The 19932-nt window shown below is 48.0% G+C and carries 16 protein-coding genes; 10 read left to right on the forward strand and 6 right to left on the reverse strand.

The window, feature by feature from the left end:
• Positions 1-77 precede the first annotated feature (77 nt).
• From Q9R23_RS10990 to Q9R23_RS11005, 4 genes are all read right to left on the reverse strand, one after another.
• Positions 78-728 (reverse strand): homing endonuclease associated repeat-containing protein, encoded by a 651-nt coding sequence (locus Q9R23_RS10990; RefSeq protein ID WP_214852367.1) that lies wholly within the window; start codon positions 726-728, stop codon positions 78-80.
• Positions 729-997: 269 nt separating this feature from the next.
• Positions 998-2647, reverse strand: a complete 1650-nt coding sequence (locus tag Q9R23_RS10995; protein WP_214852369.1) for a peptide ABC transporter substrate-binding protein — start codon at positions 2645-2647, stop codon at positions 998-1000.
• Positions 2648-2977: 330 nt separating this feature from the next.
• Positions 2978-3427 (reverse strand): thioredoxin-dependent thiol peroxidase, encoded by a 450-nt coding sequence (bcp, locus tag Q9R23_RS11000; protein WP_311247033.1) that lies wholly within the window; start codon positions 3425-3427, stop codon positions 2978-2980.
• 13 nt (positions 3428-3440) lie between these two features.
• On the reverse strand, positions 3441-4280 hold the full coding sequence (locus Q9R23_RS11005; protein ID WP_290784457.1) for a hypothetical protein: 840 nt from the start codon (positions 4278-4280) through the stop codon (positions 3441-3443).
• Positions 4281-4401: 121 nt separating this feature from the next.
• On the opposite strand from Q9R23_RS11005, the gene Q9R23_RS11010 reads away from it, so the two are divergent.
• The 10 genes from Q9R23_RS11010 (at position 4402) to Q9R23_RS11055 (ending at position 16471) form a co-directional block, all read left to right on the forward strand.
• Entirely contained in the window at positions 4402-4689 is a 288-nt protein-coding gene (locus tag Q9R23_RS11010) for a HesB/YadR/YfhF family protein (protein WP_035410238.1), read from the forward strand.
• Positions 4690-4820: 131 nt separating this feature from the next.
• Positions 4821-6365: an L-glutamate gamma-semialdehyde dehydrogenase gene (pruA, locus tag Q9R23_RS11015; protein ID WP_029342578.1), complete on the forward strand. Its 1545-nt coding sequence runs from the start codon at positions 4821-4823 to the stop codon at positions 6363-6365.
• Between the two features lie 78 nt (positions 6366-6443).
• Positions 6444-7955, forward strand: a complete 1512-nt coding sequence (gene putP, locus Q9R23_RS11020) for a sodium/proline symporter PutP (RefSeq protein WP_311247034.1) — start codon at positions 6444-6446, stop codon at positions 7953-7955.
• Between the two features lie 111 nt (positions 7956-8066).
• On the forward strand, positions 8067-9311 hold the full coding sequence (locus tag Q9R23_RS11025) for an Nramp family divalent metal transporter (RefSeq protein ID WP_311247035.1): 1245 nt from the start codon (positions 8067-8069) through the stop codon (positions 9309-9311).
• A gap of 200 nt (positions 9312-9511) precedes the next feature.
• Entirely contained in the window at positions 9512-9802 is a 291-nt protein-coding gene (gene gatC, locus Q9R23_RS11030) for an Asp-tRNA(Asn)/Glu-tRNA(Gln) amidotransferase subunit GatC (protein ID WP_023469336.1), read from the forward strand.
• Between the two features lie 15 nt (positions 9803-9817).
• The gene (gene gatA / locus Q9R23_RS11035) at positions 9818-11260 is read left to right on the forward strand and encodes an Asp-tRNA(Asn)/Glu-tRNA(Gln) amidotransferase subunit GatA (RefSeq protein ID WP_311247036.1); all 1443 of its coding nucleotides are present in this window, start codon (positions 9818-9820) and stop codon (positions 11258-11260) included.
• 14 nt (positions 11261-11274) lie between these two features.
• A complete protein-coding gene (gene gatB / locus Q9R23_RS11040; protein WP_035410227.1) occupies positions 11275-12708 on the forward strand; it encodes an Asp-tRNA(Asn)/Glu-tRNA(Gln) amidotransferase subunit GatB in 1434 nt (477 codons plus the stop codon).
• Between the two features lie 147 nt (positions 12709-12855).
• Positions 12856-13818, forward strand: a complete 963-nt coding sequence (locus Q9R23_RS11045; RefSeq protein WP_214852387.1) for a diacylglycerol kinase — start codon at positions 12856-12858, stop codon at positions 13816-13818.
• Positions 13819-13843: 25 nt separating this feature from the next.
• The gene (gene rlmD, locus Q9R23_RS11050) at positions 13844-15202 is read left to right on the forward strand and encodes a 23S rRNA (uracil(1939)-C(5))-methyltransferase RlmD (protein WP_311247037.1); all 1359 of its coding nucleotides are present in this window, start codon (positions 13844-13846) and stop codon (positions 15200-15202) included.
• 345 nt (positions 15203-15547) lie between these two features.
• Positions 15548-16471 (forward strand): hypothetical protein, encoded by a 924-nt coding sequence (locus Q9R23_RS11055; protein WP_290756772.1) that lies wholly within the window; start codon positions 15548-15550, stop codon positions 16469-16471.
• A 57-nt stretch (positions 16472-16528) separates the two neighbouring features.
• Here the strand turns inward: Q9R23_RS11055 and Q9R23_RS11060 are convergent, their stop codons facing one another.
• Both Q9R23_RS11060 and Q9R23_RS11065 read right to left on the reverse strand, forming a co-directional pair.
• On the reverse strand, positions 16529-18658 hold the full coding sequence (locus Q9R23_RS11060; RefSeq protein ID WP_311247038.1) for a bifunctional glycosyltransferase/CDP-glycerol:glycerophosphate glycerophosphotransferase: 2130 nt from the start codon (positions 18656-18658) through the stop codon (positions 16529-16531).
• A 101-nt stretch (positions 18659-18759) separates the two neighbouring features.
• Entirely contained in the window at positions 18760-19917 is a 1158-nt protein-coding gene (locus Q9R23_RS11065) for a helix-turn-helix domain-containing protein (RefSeq protein ID WP_311247039.1), read from the reverse strand.
• Positions 19918-19932 lie beyond the last annotated feature (15 nt).

Genomic DNA, 19932 nt, shown 5'->3' on the forward strand with positions numbered 1-19932 from the left:
GCTTAATTTGACAAACCGTCTGATGTAAAAAATCCTTCCAGTTCAAATGAACGAGAAGGATTGAAGAAGGTATAAGTTCATTGGGCTTGTTGTTTACTAAGGCGAATCTCGTTTTCGATCGCATGGATCGCGGCTGACCAAGACCCATAGCGATGAAGTAAGGCTTTCGTCGATGGTTTGTTGTTTCGCTTTGCCCATTCTCGATATGCTTCAAAGGAGAGGGAGAAGCCAACTTCTTCGATTGCTTGACGCAGGGAAGCAGCAAGTTCAGCTTTTGAATAGGTGACACTTGCTTCGAGTCCTGCTGCGGTACAAGCGTCATGCCATGAACCGAACATCTTGACGATGTGATAGTGACTCGGGGCATGATGGACGGATTTACGCCACATTTGATACTTTTTGAGCGTGATCGTCGAGCCGACGTCTTGTGCATACCGTTCGAATGACTTTAAGATCTCGTCTTTCGTGTATTTAGGTGCCCGCTCGAGTTCCTCCGGCTGTTGATCGACATTCCACTCGTATCCAGCAGCCGATAAGGCTTCTGGCCATGAACCGAATTGACGAATGATGTTTTCTGGCTGAGGCCAGTCATTCGCGAGAGCATAACGGCGATAGACAGTGCGGCGTGGACGATCCTGGATGAGTTCACCGACCGCACGGATGGCTTCAATCATCTCAAGCTGCTCTTCTGTATAACTCTGTTGACTCGTAAGTACACGTTGCTTCATGAGTGAGTCCTCCTTCCTAGTTCGATGTAATATTGAGGCAAAAGTCCTCTGTATTAGATATATCGGTACATTTCCATTAATTATGAATAATTCCCGCAAAATATTGTAAATAAAGTGAATCGGATTCTTTGCTTAGTATAAATGGAAGTCATGGAAATGAAAACAGAATGACACGAAATTTTAATTCTATTCAGAAAAATAGGACAAACGGCTCATATGGAAAAAAAGACCAGACACGCTCGTCAGCGAATCTGGTCTTCGGGTATAACTTATTTTCCTTCAATGGAAGCCCATTTGTACGAAGTATCGGCACCAACTTTGTGGTTGACGATTCCTTTGACATACGGTTTACGTAGGAAGGATGCTCCACGTTGGTACATGACTGAGATGGCTTGATCATCTTCAAGGAGTGTTTTCTCAGCATCTTTCAGTGACTGCCAACGTTTCGCTGCATCGACTTCTTTTTGAGCCGATTTGATGAGCGAATCATACTTATCGCTTGTGTATTTACCACGGTTGTATGGCCCACCCGTTACCCACATATCGAGGAACGTCATCGGATCCTGGTAGTCAGGTCCCCATCCTGCGAAGGATAGTTCGAACTCACCTTTTGATTCAAGATCCAATTTGTTTTTGAACGGTTGTTGTTTGATCGTGACTTCAAGACCTGGGAGGTTTTTCTCCCACTCGCCTTTGAGGTACTCAGAGATTTTCTTCGAGTTGTCATCATCGTACGAAAGAAGCTCGAGTTTCACCGATTTCTTACCGACTTCTTTGAGACCTTTTTCGAACGATGCTTTGGCTGAAGAAGCGTCGTATGAACCGAAGCCTTCGTTTCCGTCACGGAAGTCTTTACCGTCTGGACCTTTTGCGAAGTCTTTTGGTACGTAGTAGTATGCAGGGATCGAACCGTTGTTCAAGAGGACTTTCGCCATCTGCGCTTTATCGTATCCCGAATCGATCGCTTTACGGATATCCTTGTTTTTCAAGAGTTCATTCTTGAAGTTCATTTGGATGTAGTACATTGATGCATCAAGACGCGTATCGAACTCTTTGCTATCTTTGTACTGATCAACGAACTCACTCGTCAGACCGACTTGGTCGACATCACCTTTTTCGTAAAGGTTGACGCTCGTTGAGACTTCCTTAACGATCTTGAAGTTGATGTCATCGAGCTTGACGTTGTCTTTATCCCAGTATTGGTCGTTCTTCTTAAAGCTCCAGCCGACTTCCGTCTTCCAATCCGAGAGAGTGAATGGTCCGTTGTAGAGGAATGTATCCGGCTTCGTCGCAAAGTTTTTCCCTTGTTTTTCGACGAATTCTTGCTTGAGCGGCATGAATGAACCAAAACCAGTCAATGATTTGAAGTATTCAGCCGGTTGCGTCAACTTGACTTCGAGTGTTTTGTCGTCGACCGCTTTAACTGCAACGTCATCTGCTTTCCCTTTACCCGTGTTGTACGCTTCCGCACCATCGATGATATACATGATATACGCATATTGCGAACCGCTCTTCGGATCGAGGACGCGTTTCCACGCATATTCGAAGTCTTTTGCTGTGACATCGCTGCCATCCGACCATTTTGAATCACGAAGTTTGAACGTGTATGTAAGTCCATCTTCCGAAACATCCACACTCTCAGCAACACCTGGTGTCGCTTCTTGATTCTCGTCAAGACGGAACAGACCTTCTTGAACGTTGTTCAATACCGTGAAGGATACAGAGTCCGTTGCGACTGTCGGGCTAAGAGCCGGAATGTCTGAACCGCTCGTTAAGTTCAAGACTTGTTTGTCTGAAGTTTTGTCGCCTGACGTCGAGCCGCCTTCTTTTTTACCTTCATCTGTCGTCGAACATGCCGCAAGACTTGATCCAGCGATTGTCAGTGCTCCGACGAGTGCGAGTGCCTTTTTCTTCTTCATAAAGTAAATCCCTCCCAAAAGAAATAGATATATATGGTGAAACGATAAGAACCGATAGGATAGCGATCCGGTGTCCGACTAAAAATAAGAGGGGTCATCGCCTTTTATTCTTAAGCTATGGAAAGCACCGGATCAACTTGTTATCAATAATAAATACAATATTCAGAAAAATCAATAGGATATTTTCAGATTATTTCAAAATCATTAAAATTGTGTGTGATACCAACGTTTCCTTACATGAAATTATTTTTATGTAAGGATAAAATTAGAAATATTAATAATCTGCACATACAAAAAGAACCAGTTGGATGATTCAACTGGTTCTTCGAATTATTTCCGTTCTTGTACGTATTGAAGTGCTTCTGCGACATGATCTTTTACTTTCACACTACGCCATTCCTTGACGATTTCACCGGATTCATCAATTAAGAAAGTCGAGCGTACGATTCCATAATATTCCTTACCGAAGTTCTTCTTTAATTGCCAGACGCCATATTGTTCACAGACTTCGTGATCGACATCTGATAACAATTGAAACGGTAATTCGTATTTCGCGATAAAGTTCTGATGACGCTTCTGGCTATCGGCGGAGACGCCGAGAATGACGGTGTTGTTCTCTTCAAAAGCTTGCGTCGCATCTCGGAAATCACATGCCTCGGTCGTACAACCCGGCGTTGAATCCTTTGGATAGAAATAAAGTACGACTTTTTTTCCACGATAATCCTCAAGGGAGATTGGTTCTCCTTGTGCATTTGGAAGGGTGAATGTTGGTGCTTGCATGAAAAATTCCTCCTTATCCTAATTCCATGTTTAATTGATCCGCATATTTTTCAAGCTTCTTTTGAAGGCTTTCTTTTAACGGATCGAGTGCGATCAAGTACTTCTCATAATCCGTACCGGCTTTCGCCGTCTTCATGAGGAGAGGCTGTTCGTCCTCATACCAATCCGCATAGTCTTGATAGTAATCAACGAGCGTCTCTGGGTTTCCTTCATTCTTCAGCGCCTCACCGTAAATCATCAGAATGTTACTGTTCATCTCAAGCGCCATATAATCCGTTTGTGCATTGACGCGAGAGAAGACGGCATCCTGTTCTTTTTCATCCGTTTTCCCGATTTCGTCTGCTGCTTTCGCATTGACACCATACTCATCGGCGTTAAACCCAGTGAATAGGTCACCAAGCGTCGAGAAGACGGCCGGGTCGAACGTCGTCGGTGTCAGAACGATCTTCCATTCATCGTCTTTCTTCAATAACAGCTTCGATCCGCGGTTCGGGAGAATGGATCCCTTCGCATCCTTGAATTCATGGATGATATAAGCGACGTCACCCTTTTGGAACGACTTGACGATTTTACCGGGAATGACGTTCAAGTTCTTCGCACCAACGGCGAGGGGTTCAAGTTGTTTTGCGTCACCTGTATATTCAATCGATGCGAGGTCTTTCGCATCTGCTCGTCCCGATTGACCGAGCGTTTTTTCATAGGTTTGATAGATATCGAGAACGGCTTGTTCAGCCTTCTGTTGTTTCGTTTCCGTCGTCTTCGGGGATTTGGTATTTGTAGAAGACGGGGAATCGTTTCCGCAACCGACGAGTACGAGACTGGTCGCAAGCAACACTACGAGCGATCGTTTCATTCGAATTCCTCCTAGATGGGTGTTCCGTGATGATTTCATAGCTAATCTTGTCTCTACCATACAGGAAATTCGCTTTTTTGAGTAGGATATCGGTACACTAAACGAAAGGGGAGTGATAGGTATGAAAATTCATATTACAGACGAGGCATTGCAATACTTTAAAAATGAGATGGAAGCACAATCGGGCGATACGATTCGCTTTTTCGCAAAATATGGTGGATCAACGGATTTAACGCAAGGTTTCTCCGTCGGCGTTCATATGGAAGAAGTCGAACGGGCAGCGGTCGAGGAAGTCGTCGACGGTATTCATTTCGTCGTATCTGACCAAGATGACTGGTTATTCCAAGGACAAGACGTCAAAGTCTCGATCGAAAACGAAGAGATTGTTTTTTCACAAGCGAAGGAATGATAGAGGAACGAGGAGAGACCGAATCGGTCGCTCCTTTATTTTTTTTGACTAGAATAATTGTAAGCGGACTCATGCTTCTGTACAATGGAGAATGTAAGCGATTTAAAGTAGAGATTAAAGGGGGAATAGAGATGATTCCGTACAAACACGAACCATTCACGGACTTCTCACAAGAAGCAAACAAGAAAGCGTTCGAAGAGGCACTTGCACTCGTCACGCAAGAACTCGGCAAAGATTATCCGCTCGTCATCGGTGGAAAACATGTGACGACGGAAGATAAAATCGTCTCCGTCAATCCGGCCAACAAAGAAGAGATCGTCGGACGTGTCTCAAAAGCGACACAGGAACATGCAGAAGAAGCGATGCAAGCAGCAGTCACAGCCTTCGAAACATGGAAATTCGTCAATCCGTCTGTACGTGCGGACGTCCTATTCAAAGCAGCGAACATCATCCGTAAGCGGAAGCATGAGTTCTCTGCCTACCTCGTCAAAGAAGCAGGGAAGCCTTGGAATGAAGCGGATGCGGATACAGCAGAAGCAATCGACTTCCTCGAGTACTACGCACGTCAGATGCTCGTCTTAAAAGACGGCAAAAAAGTCGAGAGTCGTCCAGGCGAATACAACCGTTACGATTACATTCCACTCGGTGTCGGTGTCATCATCTCACCATGGAACTTCCCACTCGCAATCATGGCTGGAACAGCCGTCGCAGCAATCGTGGCAGGGAACCCAATCCTCTTGAAACCAGCATCGACGACACCGGTCGTCGCAGCGAAATTCGTTGAAGTGATGGAGCAAGCTGGTCTTCCGGCAGGCGTCTTGAACTTCGTACCCGGTTCAGGAGCAGAAGTCGGCGACTATCTCGTCGATCACCCAAAAACACGTTTCATCAGCTTCACGGGATCACGTGATGTCGGTCTTCGCATCAATGAGCGGGCATCAAAACTGAACGAAGGTCAAATCTGGCTCAAACGTGTCATCGCGGAAATGGGCGGAAAAGATACGATGGTCATCGATGAGTCGGCTGACCTCGATTATGCAGCGGACATGATCACGAAAGCGGCATTCGGATTCTCAGGTCAAAAATGTTCAGCTTGTTCACGTGTCGTCGCACTCGACTCTGTCTATGACGAGTTGCTCGAAAAAGTCGTCGCGAACACAAACAAACTCAGCATCGGTAACCCGACGGATGTCTCAAACAATGTCGGACCAGTCATCGATGCAGCAGCCTTCAAGAAAATCACGTCGTACTTCGACGTTGCAAAAGAAGAAGGACGCATCGTCGCAGGTGGTACGGCTGACGATTCAACAGGATTCTTCGTCTCACCGACAGTCGTCGCGGACGTTCAACCAACGGATCGTTTGATGCAAGAAGAAATCTTCGGACCAGTCGTCGCCTTCACGAAAGCGAAAGATTTCAAAGAAGCAATCGATATCGCAAACAACACGGAATACGGATTGACAGGTGCTGTCATCACGCAAGACCGGACGAATCAAGAGTACGCACGTGCGAACTTCCACGTCGGTAACCTCTACTTCAACCGGGGTTGCACAGGCGCAATCGTTGGCTACCAACCATTTGGTGGGTTCAACATGTCAGGTACGGATTCGAAAGCGGGCGGACCGGATTACTTGACTTTACATCTTCAAGCAAAAACTACTTCAGAAATGTTCTGAAATGGTGTTTAATAGACGAAACGGGTGTGCGACCTGCACACCCGTTTTTCTTATATCACGGAAAAAGGGGGAGCAAGGATGAACGGAATGTGGTTCGCGATTTTGCTATATCTCGGCCTGATGGTCGCACTTGGCGTCATTGCGTATTATCGGACGAAGAACATGAATGACTATATGCTTGGAGGACGTACGATCGGTCCCGTCGTCACGGCGCTCTCTGCAGGAGCAAGTGACATGAGTGGGTGGCTGTTGATGGGTTTACCGGGTGCGATGTATGCAACTGGTCTGTCCAGTGGATGGATTGTCGTCGGATTATTACTTGGCGCTTATGCCAACTGGTTACTCGTCGCGCCTCGTCTGCGTGCGTATACGGCACATGCAGGGGATGCAATCACGATTCCCGATTACTTTGAAAAACGATTCCACGATAAAAGTGGTGTTTTGCGTACCGTTTCAGCTGGAGTTATTTTAATATTCTTTATAATGTACGCATCAAGTGGTTTTGTCGCAGGTGGTCGTTTATTCGAAGCTGTCTTTGGTCTTGAATATACAACAGGTCTTTGGATTCTCGCAGGCGTCGTCATTGCGTATGTCTTCCTCGGTGGTTTCCTTGCCGTCAGTTGGACGGACGTCGTGCAAGGGATGATCATGGTCATCGCATTGCTGATCGTACCAGCTGTCGCGCTGACTTTAAGTGGTGGGATTAATGATACATTGGAGACGATCCGGTCGACAGGCGGCTCGAAACTGGAACTGTTCAAAGGGACGACGACGATCGGTATCACCTCGCTTCTCGCGTGGGGACTCGGATATTTTGGACAGCCGCATATTATCGTTCGTTTCATGGCGATTCGTAACTTACATGAGATGAAGTCGGCGCGTCGTGTCGGGATGATTTGGATGACGTTCTCGATCGTTGGTGCAATGGTGACGGGCTTAATCGGATATGCCTATTACACGCAACAAAGTGCAGGATTAAAAAATCCAGAGAATGTCTTCATTCAATTATCACGTGACCTTTTCCCAGGGTTCATTACAGGGTTGTTGCTTGCAGCCTTACTTGCTGCGATCATGTCGACGATTTCGACGCAGCTGCTCGTTTCTTCAAGTGCGGCAACGAATGATTTCTATCACCGTTTCTTTAAACGCGATGCTTCAGATCGTGAATTGATGATCATGGGACGCTTGATGGTTCTCGTCGTGGCGCTTCTAGCGATTCTCTTATCGTTTGGTGCAGAGAAGTCGATTCTGACGCTCGTCGGATATGCGTGGGCTGGCTTTGGTTCAGCGTTCGGTCCAGTCGTGCTGTTCAGCCTACTATGGCGGCGGATGAACAAGACCGGAGCACTTGCTTCGATGATTACGGGATCCGTCGTCGTCATCGCTTGGATTCTCATCAATCAGAACGTCGCCGGATTACCATCGTACATTTCGGAAATGTACGAGATGATTCCAGCTTTCATCGCTTCGGCGATTGCGCTCGTCATCGGTAGTCTTGTGACGAAGGAACCGAGTCAAGCGATCTATGATGAGTTCGATCAAGTACAAGCGCAGCTAAAAGGTGCAGAGCCTGAGCGGAAAATCGTCTAAATAACGGAGAGGGGTGTTTCCTGAGTAAAGGAGACACCCCTTTTTTATTTACTTGATACGTTATTATTTACCATAAACATATTTGTTGCACTTGCGCAAAATAAGCGTATAATGAAAACAAAAAGTGAGGTGAACGAGATGGCGACACAGCCACTTACACAAGATTTACCAAGAAAACGGACATATATCGGACCGGCGTTCGTCGCTGCCGTCGCGTATCTTGATCCGGGAAACTTCGCGACGAACATGACGGCAGGTGCCCAGTATGGCTACTTGTTGCTCTGGGTCATCGTTGCCTCGAACTTGATGGCGGTCGTCATTCAGTTCCTATCAGCCAAACTTGGAATCGTCAGCAATCTCAGTTTAGCGGAGGTGATCCGGGAAGAGTTGTCGCCGGTCTATCGCTTCTTCTACTGGGTACAAGCGGAGCTCGTCGCGATGGCGACCGATCTCGCCGAGTTCGTCGGAGCCGCACTCGGATTTCATTTACTGTTTGCGATCGATTTACGGGTGGCGGCATTGTTGACGGCAGTCCTATCATTCGTCATCCTCGGATTCGAGCAAAAGGGACTCCGTCATTTCGAAGCCGTCATCGCCGTTCTTGTTTTAATCATCGCAGCGGCTTTTGCGATTGAAGTATTTGAAGTCCATCCGGTGTTCCGAGATTTATCGGCAGGGTTGTTACCGGGATTCGAAGGTACGTCGAGCATCGTCCTTGCTGCCGGGATGCTTGGAGCGACCGTCATGCCGCATGCGATCTATCTCCATTCCGATTTAACGAAACGACGGATGGGGCATGTTGCGAACAAGATGCCGTTGCTACGGATCCAACGCTTCGATATTTGGGGTGCGATGTTGATTGCCGGAGCAGTCAACGGAGCGATGCTCGTCATCGCGGCCAGCGTCTTTTACGACACGAAGTATCAAGCCGGTTCGCTTGAAGAAATTTATGAAGGACTACATGTCACGCTCGGTGGCATCGCGCCGTATCTGTTTGCGATTGCCTTACTCGTATCAGGTCTCGCTTCATCAAGCGTCGGGACGATGTCGGGGGACGCGATCATGCGCGGCTTCCTCCATCTCCAGCTGCCACTGTTCGTTCGCCGGACCGTGACGATGTTACCGGCGATTTTGTTACTTTTCTCCGGTTTTGATCCGACACGGGCACTTGTCCTCAGTCAGGTTGCTTTATCGTTCGGGATTCCGTTTGCGTTGATTCCCTTGATTCGGGCGACAGCAAGTGAGCGGTACATGGGAGAACATCGGAACAGTCGGTTCATGAACGCGTTGTCCTGGATCATTGTCTCGATCGTCATCGTCTTCAATGTCTATCTGCTTGTTGATGTCTTAGTATGAATATTCAGTATTTTTGTTTCGTCTGATTTAAACCGGGTATTTCATAACTAGAAGCTTTCCGCCCGGAAGCTTTGCTACCCCTATAAGGACGATGGTGCGGACCTCCCCCCGATGCACCATCGTCTTTTTTGTCTGGACGAAAAGTGCTATGATTAGAAATAGTGTAAAATATATCGCAAAAGTTCCGGAGGTGGAATGACATGGCAAAGATTAATGAGGAGCAAGTCCGCCACGTGGCGCATTTGGCACGCCTTGCCGTGACAGATGAAGAAGTAGCACAATTCACAGGACAACTCGAGAAGATTCTTGGGTTCGCTGAACAATTAAATGAACTCGATACGACAGGCGTCGAACCGACGACTCATGTCCTCGATTTAAAGAACGTCCTACGTAAGGACGAAGTACGTCCATCACTTCCGCGTACGGAAGTAGAACGACTCGCACCCGATTGGGAAGACGGACAAGTCCGCGTCCCAGCGGTGTTCGAATAAGGAGGAAATGACCCGATGTCACTTTTTGAACATGGTGTCAAAACATTACACACACTCATTCAGGATGGCGAAGTCAAAGCTTCTGAACTCGTCAAGGAATCCTTTGATCAAATCGACCGCGTCGACGGAAAAATCGGTGCGTTTCTCTCATTGAATGAAGAAGCGTTCGAGCAAGCGAAACGAATGGATGATGTCGCGAAACACGAAGCGAACCCACTGTTTGGTCTTCCAATCGGCGTCAAGGATAACATCGTCACGAAAGGAATGACGACGACATGTGGTTCGAAATTCCTTGAGAACTTCGTACCAGCACATGATGCGACGGTCGTCGAGCGTCTGCATGAAGCAGGGGCAATCACGATCGGGAAATTGAACATGGATGAGTTCGCGATGGGTTCTTCAAACGAGAACTCAGCGTACAAACCGGTTCGCAATCCATGGAATACGAAACACGTTCCAGGCGGTTCTTCGGGTGGTTCAGCAGCTGCTGTCGCAGCAGGCGAAGTCTTGTTCAGCCTCGGTTCGGATACAGGTGGTTCGATTCGTCAGCCGGCTGCCTATTGTGGTGTCGTCGGGTTGAAACCGACTTACGGTCTCGTCTCACGTTTTGGTCTCGTTGCGTTCGCGTCATCGCTTGACCAAATTGGTCCGTTGACCCGAACAGTCGAAGATAACGCGTATCTTTTGAGCGCGATCGCAGGACACTGTGGGATGGATTCGACGTCTGCGAACGTTGCAGCAACGGATTATGCACAAGCGTTGACTGGTGATATCAAAGGTCTGAAGATCGCTGTTCCGAAAGAATACTTCGGCGAGGGTGTCAGTGAAGGCGTCAAAGCCAACATCCGTGAAGCGATCCAAAAACTCGAAGCACTCGGTGCGACGGTTGATGAGGTGTCACTCCCGAACTCGAAATATGCGCTTGCGACGTACTACTTACTCGCTTCATCAGAAGCATCATCAAACCTTGCGCGCTTTGACGGTATTCGCTACGGAGTCCGTGCGGAAGCGGATGCACTTGAAGATGTCTTCAAGTATTCCCGCTCACAAGGATTCGGAGACGAGGTCAAACGCCGGATCATGCTCGGAACGTATGCGCTCAGCTCTGGTTACTACGATGCCTACTATAAAAAAGCACAACAAGCTCGGACGTTGATCAAAAAGGATTTCGACGATGTCCTCGCAAACTATGACGTCATCATCGGACCAACAGCACCGACACCAGCATTCGAACTTGGTGCACAGCTCGATGACCCGGTCACGATGTATGCGAATGACATCTTGACGATTCCGATTAACTTAGCAGGTGTCCCAGCGATCTCGGTTCCAGCTGGATTCGTCGACGGTCTTCCGGTCGGCTTACAAATCATTGGAAAACATTTCGATGAGGCGACGATCTATCGCGCTGCGCATGCGTTTGAGCTTGCGACAGGTGGATTCGCGCTTCCGAAGTTATAAGGAGCGAATGTATCATGAACTTTGAAACGATCATCGGGATCGAGGTCCACGCCGAACTGAGCACGAACACGAAGATGTTCTGTGGTTGTGCGCGGGAATATGGCGCAGAGACGAATACGAAAACGTGTCCGATTTGTCTTGGACACCCAGGCGTCTTGCCGAAAATCAACGAAAAAGCCGTCGAACTCGCCGTTCGTGCAGCGATGGCGCTCAACTGCCAAGTAGCTGATCAAACAAAATTCGACCGGAAGAACTATTTCTATCCGGATACGCCAAAAGCGTATCAAATCTCGCAGTTTGATCAACCAATCGGCTTTGATGGCTACATTGATGCGGAAGTCGATGGCGAAACGAAACGCTTCCGAATCGAACGTGTCCATCTGGAAGAAGATGCCGGTAAGATGAACCACACGGGTGCCAACCATTCGGTCGTCGACTTCAACCGGACAGGCGCACCGCTAATTGAGATCGTCAGTGAAGCGGATATGCGTTCACCGAAAGACGCAGTCGCCTACCTCGAACGTCTCAAGGAAGTCTTGCAATATGCAGGCGTCTCAGACGTCAAGATGGAAGAGGGGTCACTCCGTTGCGACTGTAACATCTCGGTGCGTCCATACGGACAAGAGAAGTTCGGTACGAAAACAGAGCTCAAGAACTTGAACTCGTTCGGAAATGTCTTAAAGGGTCTTGAGTTTGAAGAAGATCGTCACCGCAAGTTACTGCTTGCTGGTGGTGTGATGCGTCAAGAAACACTCCGTTTCGATGAGACGAAAAAACAAACCGTCCTCATGCGTGTCAAGGAAGGGGCGTCGGACTATCGTTACTTCCCAGAGCCTGACCTCGTCAAGCTCGTATTGGATCACGATTGGAAAGAAGCGATTCGTGCCGGCATCCCGGAACTTCCAGACGCACGCCGTGTTCGTTACCAAGAAGAACTCGGTCTTTCAGCGTATGATGCGAAACAATTGACAGTCACGCGTGAAATGGCAGAGTACTTCGAAGCGACACTTGCAGCTGGTGCAGAGCCAAAAGCAGCAGCCAACTGGACAGTCGGTGAGATCCAAGGTCACTTGAATAAATCGACGGAAACGTTCGAAACAGTCAAGATGACACCAGCGCGTTTGGCAGAGATGATCGACTTGATCGCAAGCGGCACGATTTCTTCGAAAATCGCCAAACAAGTCTTCACGGCAGTCATCGAAGAAGGTGTCGAGCCGCGTGCATACGTTGAAGCAAACGGTCTTGCACAAATTTCGGATGAAGGATTGTTGCGTGGTCTCATCGTCGAGATGTTCGAAGCGAACCCAGCCGTCGTCGAGGAGTTACTCGGTGGACGTGATCGGAAGAAAGGCTTCGTCATCGGTCAGATCATGAAGAAAACAAAAGGAATGGCAAACCCTGCTCTCCTTGATCAACTCTTCTACGAAGAGCTCGAAAAACTGAAATAAGTTGCACTTAAGATGGCGTCTGTCTCTCCCTCGCTGAGGTGAAGAAACGGACGCTGTCTTTTTTGACTTTGTAATGTCTCGAGAGTTCATGTAAAATAAAACAGTTATGTATCAAATGAACGGTTGAGTCAAAAAGGAGAAAATCTTATGAGACCTAGAGCGCGCGTGATTTATAACCCGACTTCCGGGAAAGAGATGGTTAAACGAAACTTACCGTATATCCTCGACCGACTCGAAGCAGCGGGTTATGAGACATCTGTCTACTCGACGAAAGCGGTCGGTGATGCAACGTATGAAGCAGCACGAGCATGCGAAGCAGACTTTGATCTTGTCGTTGCTGCAGGCGGCGATGGTACGTTGAATGAAGTGATCAGTGGAATGGCAGCTTATAGCAAACGTCCAAAGCTTGGTGTATTACCTGTTGGAACGACGAATGACTTTGGTCGGGCGATGCGTATTCCGTTGACGATCGAAGGGGCGATGGATGTTATCTGCACGGGACATACGATGCCGGTCGATATCGGTAAGATCGAAGGTTCGACAGGCGTCCATTACTTCATCAACATCGCTGGTGGCGGCATCATGACAGAACTGTCGTACGAAGTGCCTTCAAAGCTGAAGACGGCACTTGGACAGCTCGCGTACTACGTCAAAGGGATGGAGAAACTTCCGCAAATCCGACCGACATATGTCGAACTGGAGCATGAAAAGGGTATATTCAAAGGAGAAGTCATGCTGTTCTTGACATCCAATACGAACTCTGTCGGTGGATTCGAGAAGTTGTCACCGAACGCGTCACTCAATGACGGTCGGTTCGATCTCTTCATTCTGAAGAAATGTAACCTCGTCGAATTGATTCGTGTCATGCGTCTTGCCTTAAAAGGGGATCATTTCTCGGACCCTTGCATCGAGCATGTCACGACCTCATTCGTCCGCATGAAGAATACATCAGAGATGAGTTTGAACATCGATGGTGAGTTTGGCGGCATCTGCGAAGGCGAGATGACGAATCTTCGCTCTCATTTCGAAGTCATGACACCAAAGTTCCGGATCGAAGAGATGGAACAAATCAATACACAACTTCAAGAAGCAGAAACGAACCTCGCGTGAAGCGAGGTTTTTAAGGAGGATATTCATGATTCCAGTACAAAAGAACGATGAACACGTCGTCGAGATCGTCGACCTGACACATGAAGGGTCAGGGGTCGCGCGCATCGATGGATATACGGTCTTCATCCCGGGCGCATTGCCGACGGAACAGGTCAAGATCAAGATCACGAAAACGACGAAGTCTTACGGATTCGGTCGCATCATCCGTCAAAAGACGAAGAGTGTCGATCGTGTCGAGCCGCCTTGCCCGGTTTACAACCAGTGTGGTGGTTGCCAATTGCAACATTTGTCATACGATGCAGAACTCAAGTTCAAGCACAACCGTGTCCGTGACGCTTTCACGCGTCTAGCAGGTCTTGAAATTCCCGTCCACGAGACGATCGGGATGGAAGATCCGTGGGGTTACCGCAACAAGGCACAAGTACCGGTCGCGTTCCAATCAAACAAATTGATGGCTGGCTTCTATCAAAAACGGAGCCACCGGATCATCGATATGGACTACTGCTTGATCCAAAACAAAGAAAACGATGAAGCTGTCCAAGCGGTTCGTAAAGTCCTCGCTGACTTAAAAGTCCCAGCATACGACGAGAAGAAAAAAGCAGGTGTCATTCGTCATATCATGGCACGTCATGGTTATCATACGAACGAGTTGATGGTCGTTCTCGTCACGAAGGTCAAACAACTTCGCGGTATCGATAAAATCGTCGAGGGAATCTTAAAGGCGTTACCGAACGTCACTTCGATCCAGCACAACATCAACCCGGATGATACGAACGTCATTCTTGGGAAAAAGAACGTCGTCTTGTACGGACCGTCCGTCATTCGCGATCAAATCGCTGGTTTGACGTATGAGATCTCTCCGCATTCGTTCTTCCAAGTCAACCCGCTGCAAACAGAGAAACTCTACGCGAAAGCGCTCGAGTATGCTCAGTTGACAGGAGATGAGACAGTCGTTGATGCATACTGTGGAATCGGTTCGATTTCCTTGTCACTCGCAAAACAAGCGAAGCACGTCTACGGTATCGAGATCGTACCGCAAGCGATCGATGACGCACGCCGGAACGCACAAGCGAACGGTATCGAGAACGTGACGTTCGAGTACGGTGCAGCTGAGAATGTCATGCCAGCACTCGTCAAAGCGGGTATTCAACCGGACGTCATCGTCGTCGACCCACCACGTAAAGGCTGTGACGAAGAGTTCTTACGTGCAGCAGCAGATGTCGCACCGAAGCGGATCGTCTACGTCTCGTGTAATGCGTCGACACAAGCGCGTGACGCGAAGTTGTTGACAGAGCTCGGTTATACACTCGTCGAAGTGACACCGGTCGATATGTTCCCGCATACGACACACGTCGAGAGCGTCGCCTTGTTCGTCCGTAACTAAATCGTTCATGGGGCTGACTCAAAAAAAGAATGACGCGTCTTTACACGCCCTTCCTCAGGTGAGACACAAGCCCGCTTTCCTGCTTCATTCAAGCAGGAAAGCGGGTCTTGTTCGTCTCTGACAGCGCATAAATGCGCTTTTCCTGTAGGAGTGGCGTGTGACGCGTCATTCTTTTTGTTACGAGATAAGGATGGCAGATCATCATTCTGCCATCCTTATCTTTGTAGAGACTGACTTTTGAGTCAGTTCCATTTTTTGATTGACCTGATGTATAAAAGGAAGTAAATAAGAACCTCTATATGGTAAAATAATCAAGTTATATATAAAAGTATAGGAGGCTTCATGATGGAGACTAACGATGTTCAAGTGTATGCGACATTCCGGCTAGAGCAAGACGTACTGTATCGCTATCATACATATATCCAGTGGGGAGAGAGTGAGACGTCGCTCGGTGCGTGCCTGATGTTGAATCCCGGTTCTGCGATGGTCGATCCTTCATTACGTCAGCAACTTGATACGGCAGGACAAGCGACGGGTCAAATTGGTCGGTTGGATGAGACGATGCGACAAATCATCCGGATCGTAGAGGGAATCTATGAAGGACAAGTCTTATCGGGACGCTTTCATCTATACAATCTATTCCCGATGCAACATGGCAATGATGTCACATCGATCAATCATTTCGAAGAACTCTGCCAGGAAACTTCTTTTGAAAAGCAGACGTTGTTTGCGTCAGTCGAAGAATTGCGTCGACATCCTTTCGTGATCACAGGATGGGGCGTCCGAAGTCATCTTGTTCGCTGGACACACTTACGACAAGCGAAGGTGGAATGGATGAAGCGTCTTGAAGCATCGGGTATTCCACACTTTGGGATCAAGCATCCAAGAACAGATGACTTCTATCATCTCTGTCCGAATCTCGTTGCTAGCCGGGAAACGATCAAAGAGCAAATCATCGCGCGACATCGTGAAGTCATGGTACCGAGTCGGAAGCGTCAATGGGAGCGAATCCTTCTGTACCGGATGGAAGGTGGACGTATCACCTTAATGGGGCGCAAACGATCTGATGATACATGGGTCTTCATGAGAACGACAGATGAGACAGCATTACTCGAAGAGGGGGATGTATCTGCGAAGACTACGTCTGAGATCGTCGAACGATGGGACGACGTGGTAGAACACCTCCTCGGTGAGGTCGTCTTATCGTTACGTCCTAGTTTCGTTCACCCTGAATTTGAAGAGCGGATCGCACCATATCGTAGACGATGATACGAAAAAGGAGAAAGAGCGCAAAAGCGCATCTTTCTCCTTTTTCATTGTGTCTCCTTATTCAGCATCTTCAGCATCTGCTGAGCTTGCATTCGGGAACAACTCAGCAAGAACACGTTCACTTGCCGTGCCGTCATCCAAGCTACAGAACCGTTCGAGGAAGCGATCATATTTTTCTTGGTAAGCGACAGACTTCGTATCAATCTGTTCGATATAATCGATGACTTGATCCGTTTCTTTTAGGAGTGGTCCCGGAACGACTGCTTCGAAATCGAAGTAGAATCCACGTAACGTCGAAGCGTATTTCTCTAAGTCATACGTAAAGAAAATCATCGGACGTTGTAAGTGCGCATAATCGAAGAAGACAGACGAATAGTCGGTGATTAGCACGTCACTGATTAAATACAACTCTGCGATATCACCGTATGACGACACGTCATAGGCGAATCCTTCGTGTCCACTGATGTCCATATTTTGAGCGATCAAGTAATGCATCCGGAGCAAGACGACGTAATCGTCACCAAGGCGTGCCTGCATCTCGTTCAAATTAAGTTGGAGATCAAAGCGGTATTTTCCACGCGCAATGAACTCGTCATCCCGCCATGTCGGTGCGTACAAGACGACTTTCTTGTCGGCTGGAATATCAAGACGCGCTTTGATTTCGCTGATGAGACCAGCTTGATCGTCCGCATACAAGAGATCGTTTCGCGGATAACCGGTCTCGAGCATCGTGTTTTGGAAACCGAACGCACTTTTGAAGATTTCGCTCGAATAAGCATTCGGAGAAATCAAGTAGTTCCATTCCCGTGCTTGATTGTAGAAGTTCCGTTTGTAGCGTGTCGCATTCGTTCCCGCCATATGGACTTCTTCCATGTCGAGACCTAGTCGTTTTAATGGTGTACCGTGCCATGTCTGGAGATAGATCGTCTCTTCACGTTTTTTCAAGCTTAGTGGCTGGCGCGTATTGAAGATCCAATACTTCGCACGTGCCATCGCTTGGTAGTACGCGAAGCTGTTTTTGAGCACCCAGTTCGGACAAGCTTCCTTGACGTCATCTGAAGGTTCTTTCGAGAAAATCCAGACAAGTTCGAGTTCTGGGCGTTGTTCTTTTAATTTCAGGTAAAGCGCCTTTGGATTATCAGAATAGCTCCGACCGAGGAAACTCTCAAATAAGACGAGGTTCTCTTTGACCGGCATCTTTTGGAACAGGCGATAGAGCATCAGACCGTTCTTGATCTTTTTACGTCGTGCCGTCCGTAGCGTTCGTTTTGTCTTCACGGCAGTGATGTATGAACGGAACATGAAGTAGGAACCTGTCGACCATGCTTGTAGATACTTACTTCGTGTCTTCGTCTGTCTTAAATCGTAAGCGACATGGCGGAATATATCTGCCTGCTGACTTTTTGACGTGCTTCGTTCAAGCAACGCGCGACCCCGCTTTGAGATGAAGCGTTTGTACCATGTATTCAAGAATTTTTGAACATCGTTATCCTGCGTATGAGCAGATAACATACCGTAAATCCGTGAGATATCCGTCAATGTCGTGATATCACGTGCTTGGTAGAGTGATTGTCCTTCGAGTGGCGTACTGCGTGAGTTTCGACCGTAGACGACATAACTGACCGATGTCAAGTTCGTCAGTTTTGAGATAATCGTATGCGCGATGATCGTATCAGCGAACCATCGTGTCTCAAGAACCGGCAAGTCGTTCAGCAAGTCCTTTTTGATCATCCAGCCGTGAACCGTCGTCAAATGACGCGAATTGAACTTCGTACGAGTATAGAAGAAATAACGATCATCATCGATCGGCATGAGCCATTTTTTCTTATTGTAGACGGGTGAGACTTTACCGATGATGACTTCGCCGCGTGATTTCTCATAGGCTTTGATATACGTATAGAGCGCACGTGGTGCGAGAATATCATCACTGTCGAGGAATGTGACGTAGTCACCTGTCGCGACTTCAAGACCGCGTCGACGTGCAGCGTATGTTCCTTGATGTGCCTGTTCCACGATCGTACATGCCGGATAGAGGGAGCGAAGCTCATCGATGTATGGGCTTGGTCCATCAAAGACGACGATGATTTCTACCGGGATAGACACCTTCTGATCAAGAACGGATTGAATGGCTGCTTTCGTTTGTGATTCAGTTTGATAGACAGGAATGATGACACTAATTGAGTTCATGTTGATTCTCCTTTTTGATGAAAGAATCCGCTAAAAACGGATTCACGAAAATAGTTCCTGTTGAATAGGATATCACAAAACGAAAAAAAGGCACGATTCTCTTAAAATTCACTTCGTTGTCGATAATGTGTCGGGGTCTCACCAGTCGTCTGCTTGAAGGCTTGACTGAAATGACTTTGACTCGAGAAGTGTAACTTATTTGAGATCGTCAGCAAGGAATCGTCCGAAGAACGCAAGAGACGCTTCGCTTCCCGGATCCGTTCCCGGATGACATAACGAGCAAGCGGTAGACCGGTCTCATCTTTGAACAGGACGGACAAATAGTTGGATGAGACATGAATGGCTTGGCTGATCGACGAGACGGACAACGGCTCATAGAGATGTTGTTGAATATAACGAATGGCTGCCAACACGTGTGGCGAATGACGTAAGGCTTGAAGTTCCTTGACGGCTTCAGCGAACGAGACGGTGATCCGGACATGGCGATTCCGCAATTCAGCGATACTCGTCGCCGCTTCGATTGTCTCAATCATCCGGTCGCTGAGCGAGAATGCCTCATCCGGTTCCAGTCCTCCACGAATTGCAGCACGCGCGCTTAAGAGGACGGTCCCGAGCAACAAGTTTTTTTCTGCGCGTAACGGCTGATGACGGGCGAGTGTTCCGAACTCACCATAGGCCGGTAAGGAATACGTCGTAGCGAGTCGCTCGCTTTGACCGGTCGCGATCCAATCAATGATTTGTTGTTCCCGTTGCCAGGCTTTTCGATATGCCGTGACGCCTGTATGGGAAGGGGCGTCTGCGACGAGAGGGATTTCGGCTTCCTGAATATCAGACTGTTGTTCGATCTCGCGCTTCGGTAGAGCTTCCCCGTGTAACAAGCGATACATCAAGTGAGCACAGTCAATCAGTCGATTCTCCGTCGTACGTGGTAAGGCTTTATAGAACTGATGGTAGGCTTCATCTTGGATGTGTGCCCGAAAAAGAGCCGATTGTAGTAAAACCGGACCGATTCGGTACATTCCTTGTTCCGGAACATCTAAAAAGAGGTAAGCTGTACCATCTTTCAGGGTATAGAGTAGAGGAGTCTTTTTTAATACTGGCCATTCGTTCTCAATCAGTAAGGTTCCCGGATGAGATGGAGCTTCTGGACGTAACGCCAGCGGAGTACCGTGATGATCTCGGTACGTGACGAAAAAACCAGTCATCCCGTAGAGGTGCTCTGCGATTTGCGTCAAGTCAGACGTCGACAAGCGATTCATGACACGACTCCTTTC

This window comes from Exiguobacterium sp. BRG2 (assembly GCF_031844245.1).
GTDB lineage: Bacteria > Bacillota > Bacilli > Exiguobacteriales > Exiguobacteriaceae > Exiguobacterium_A.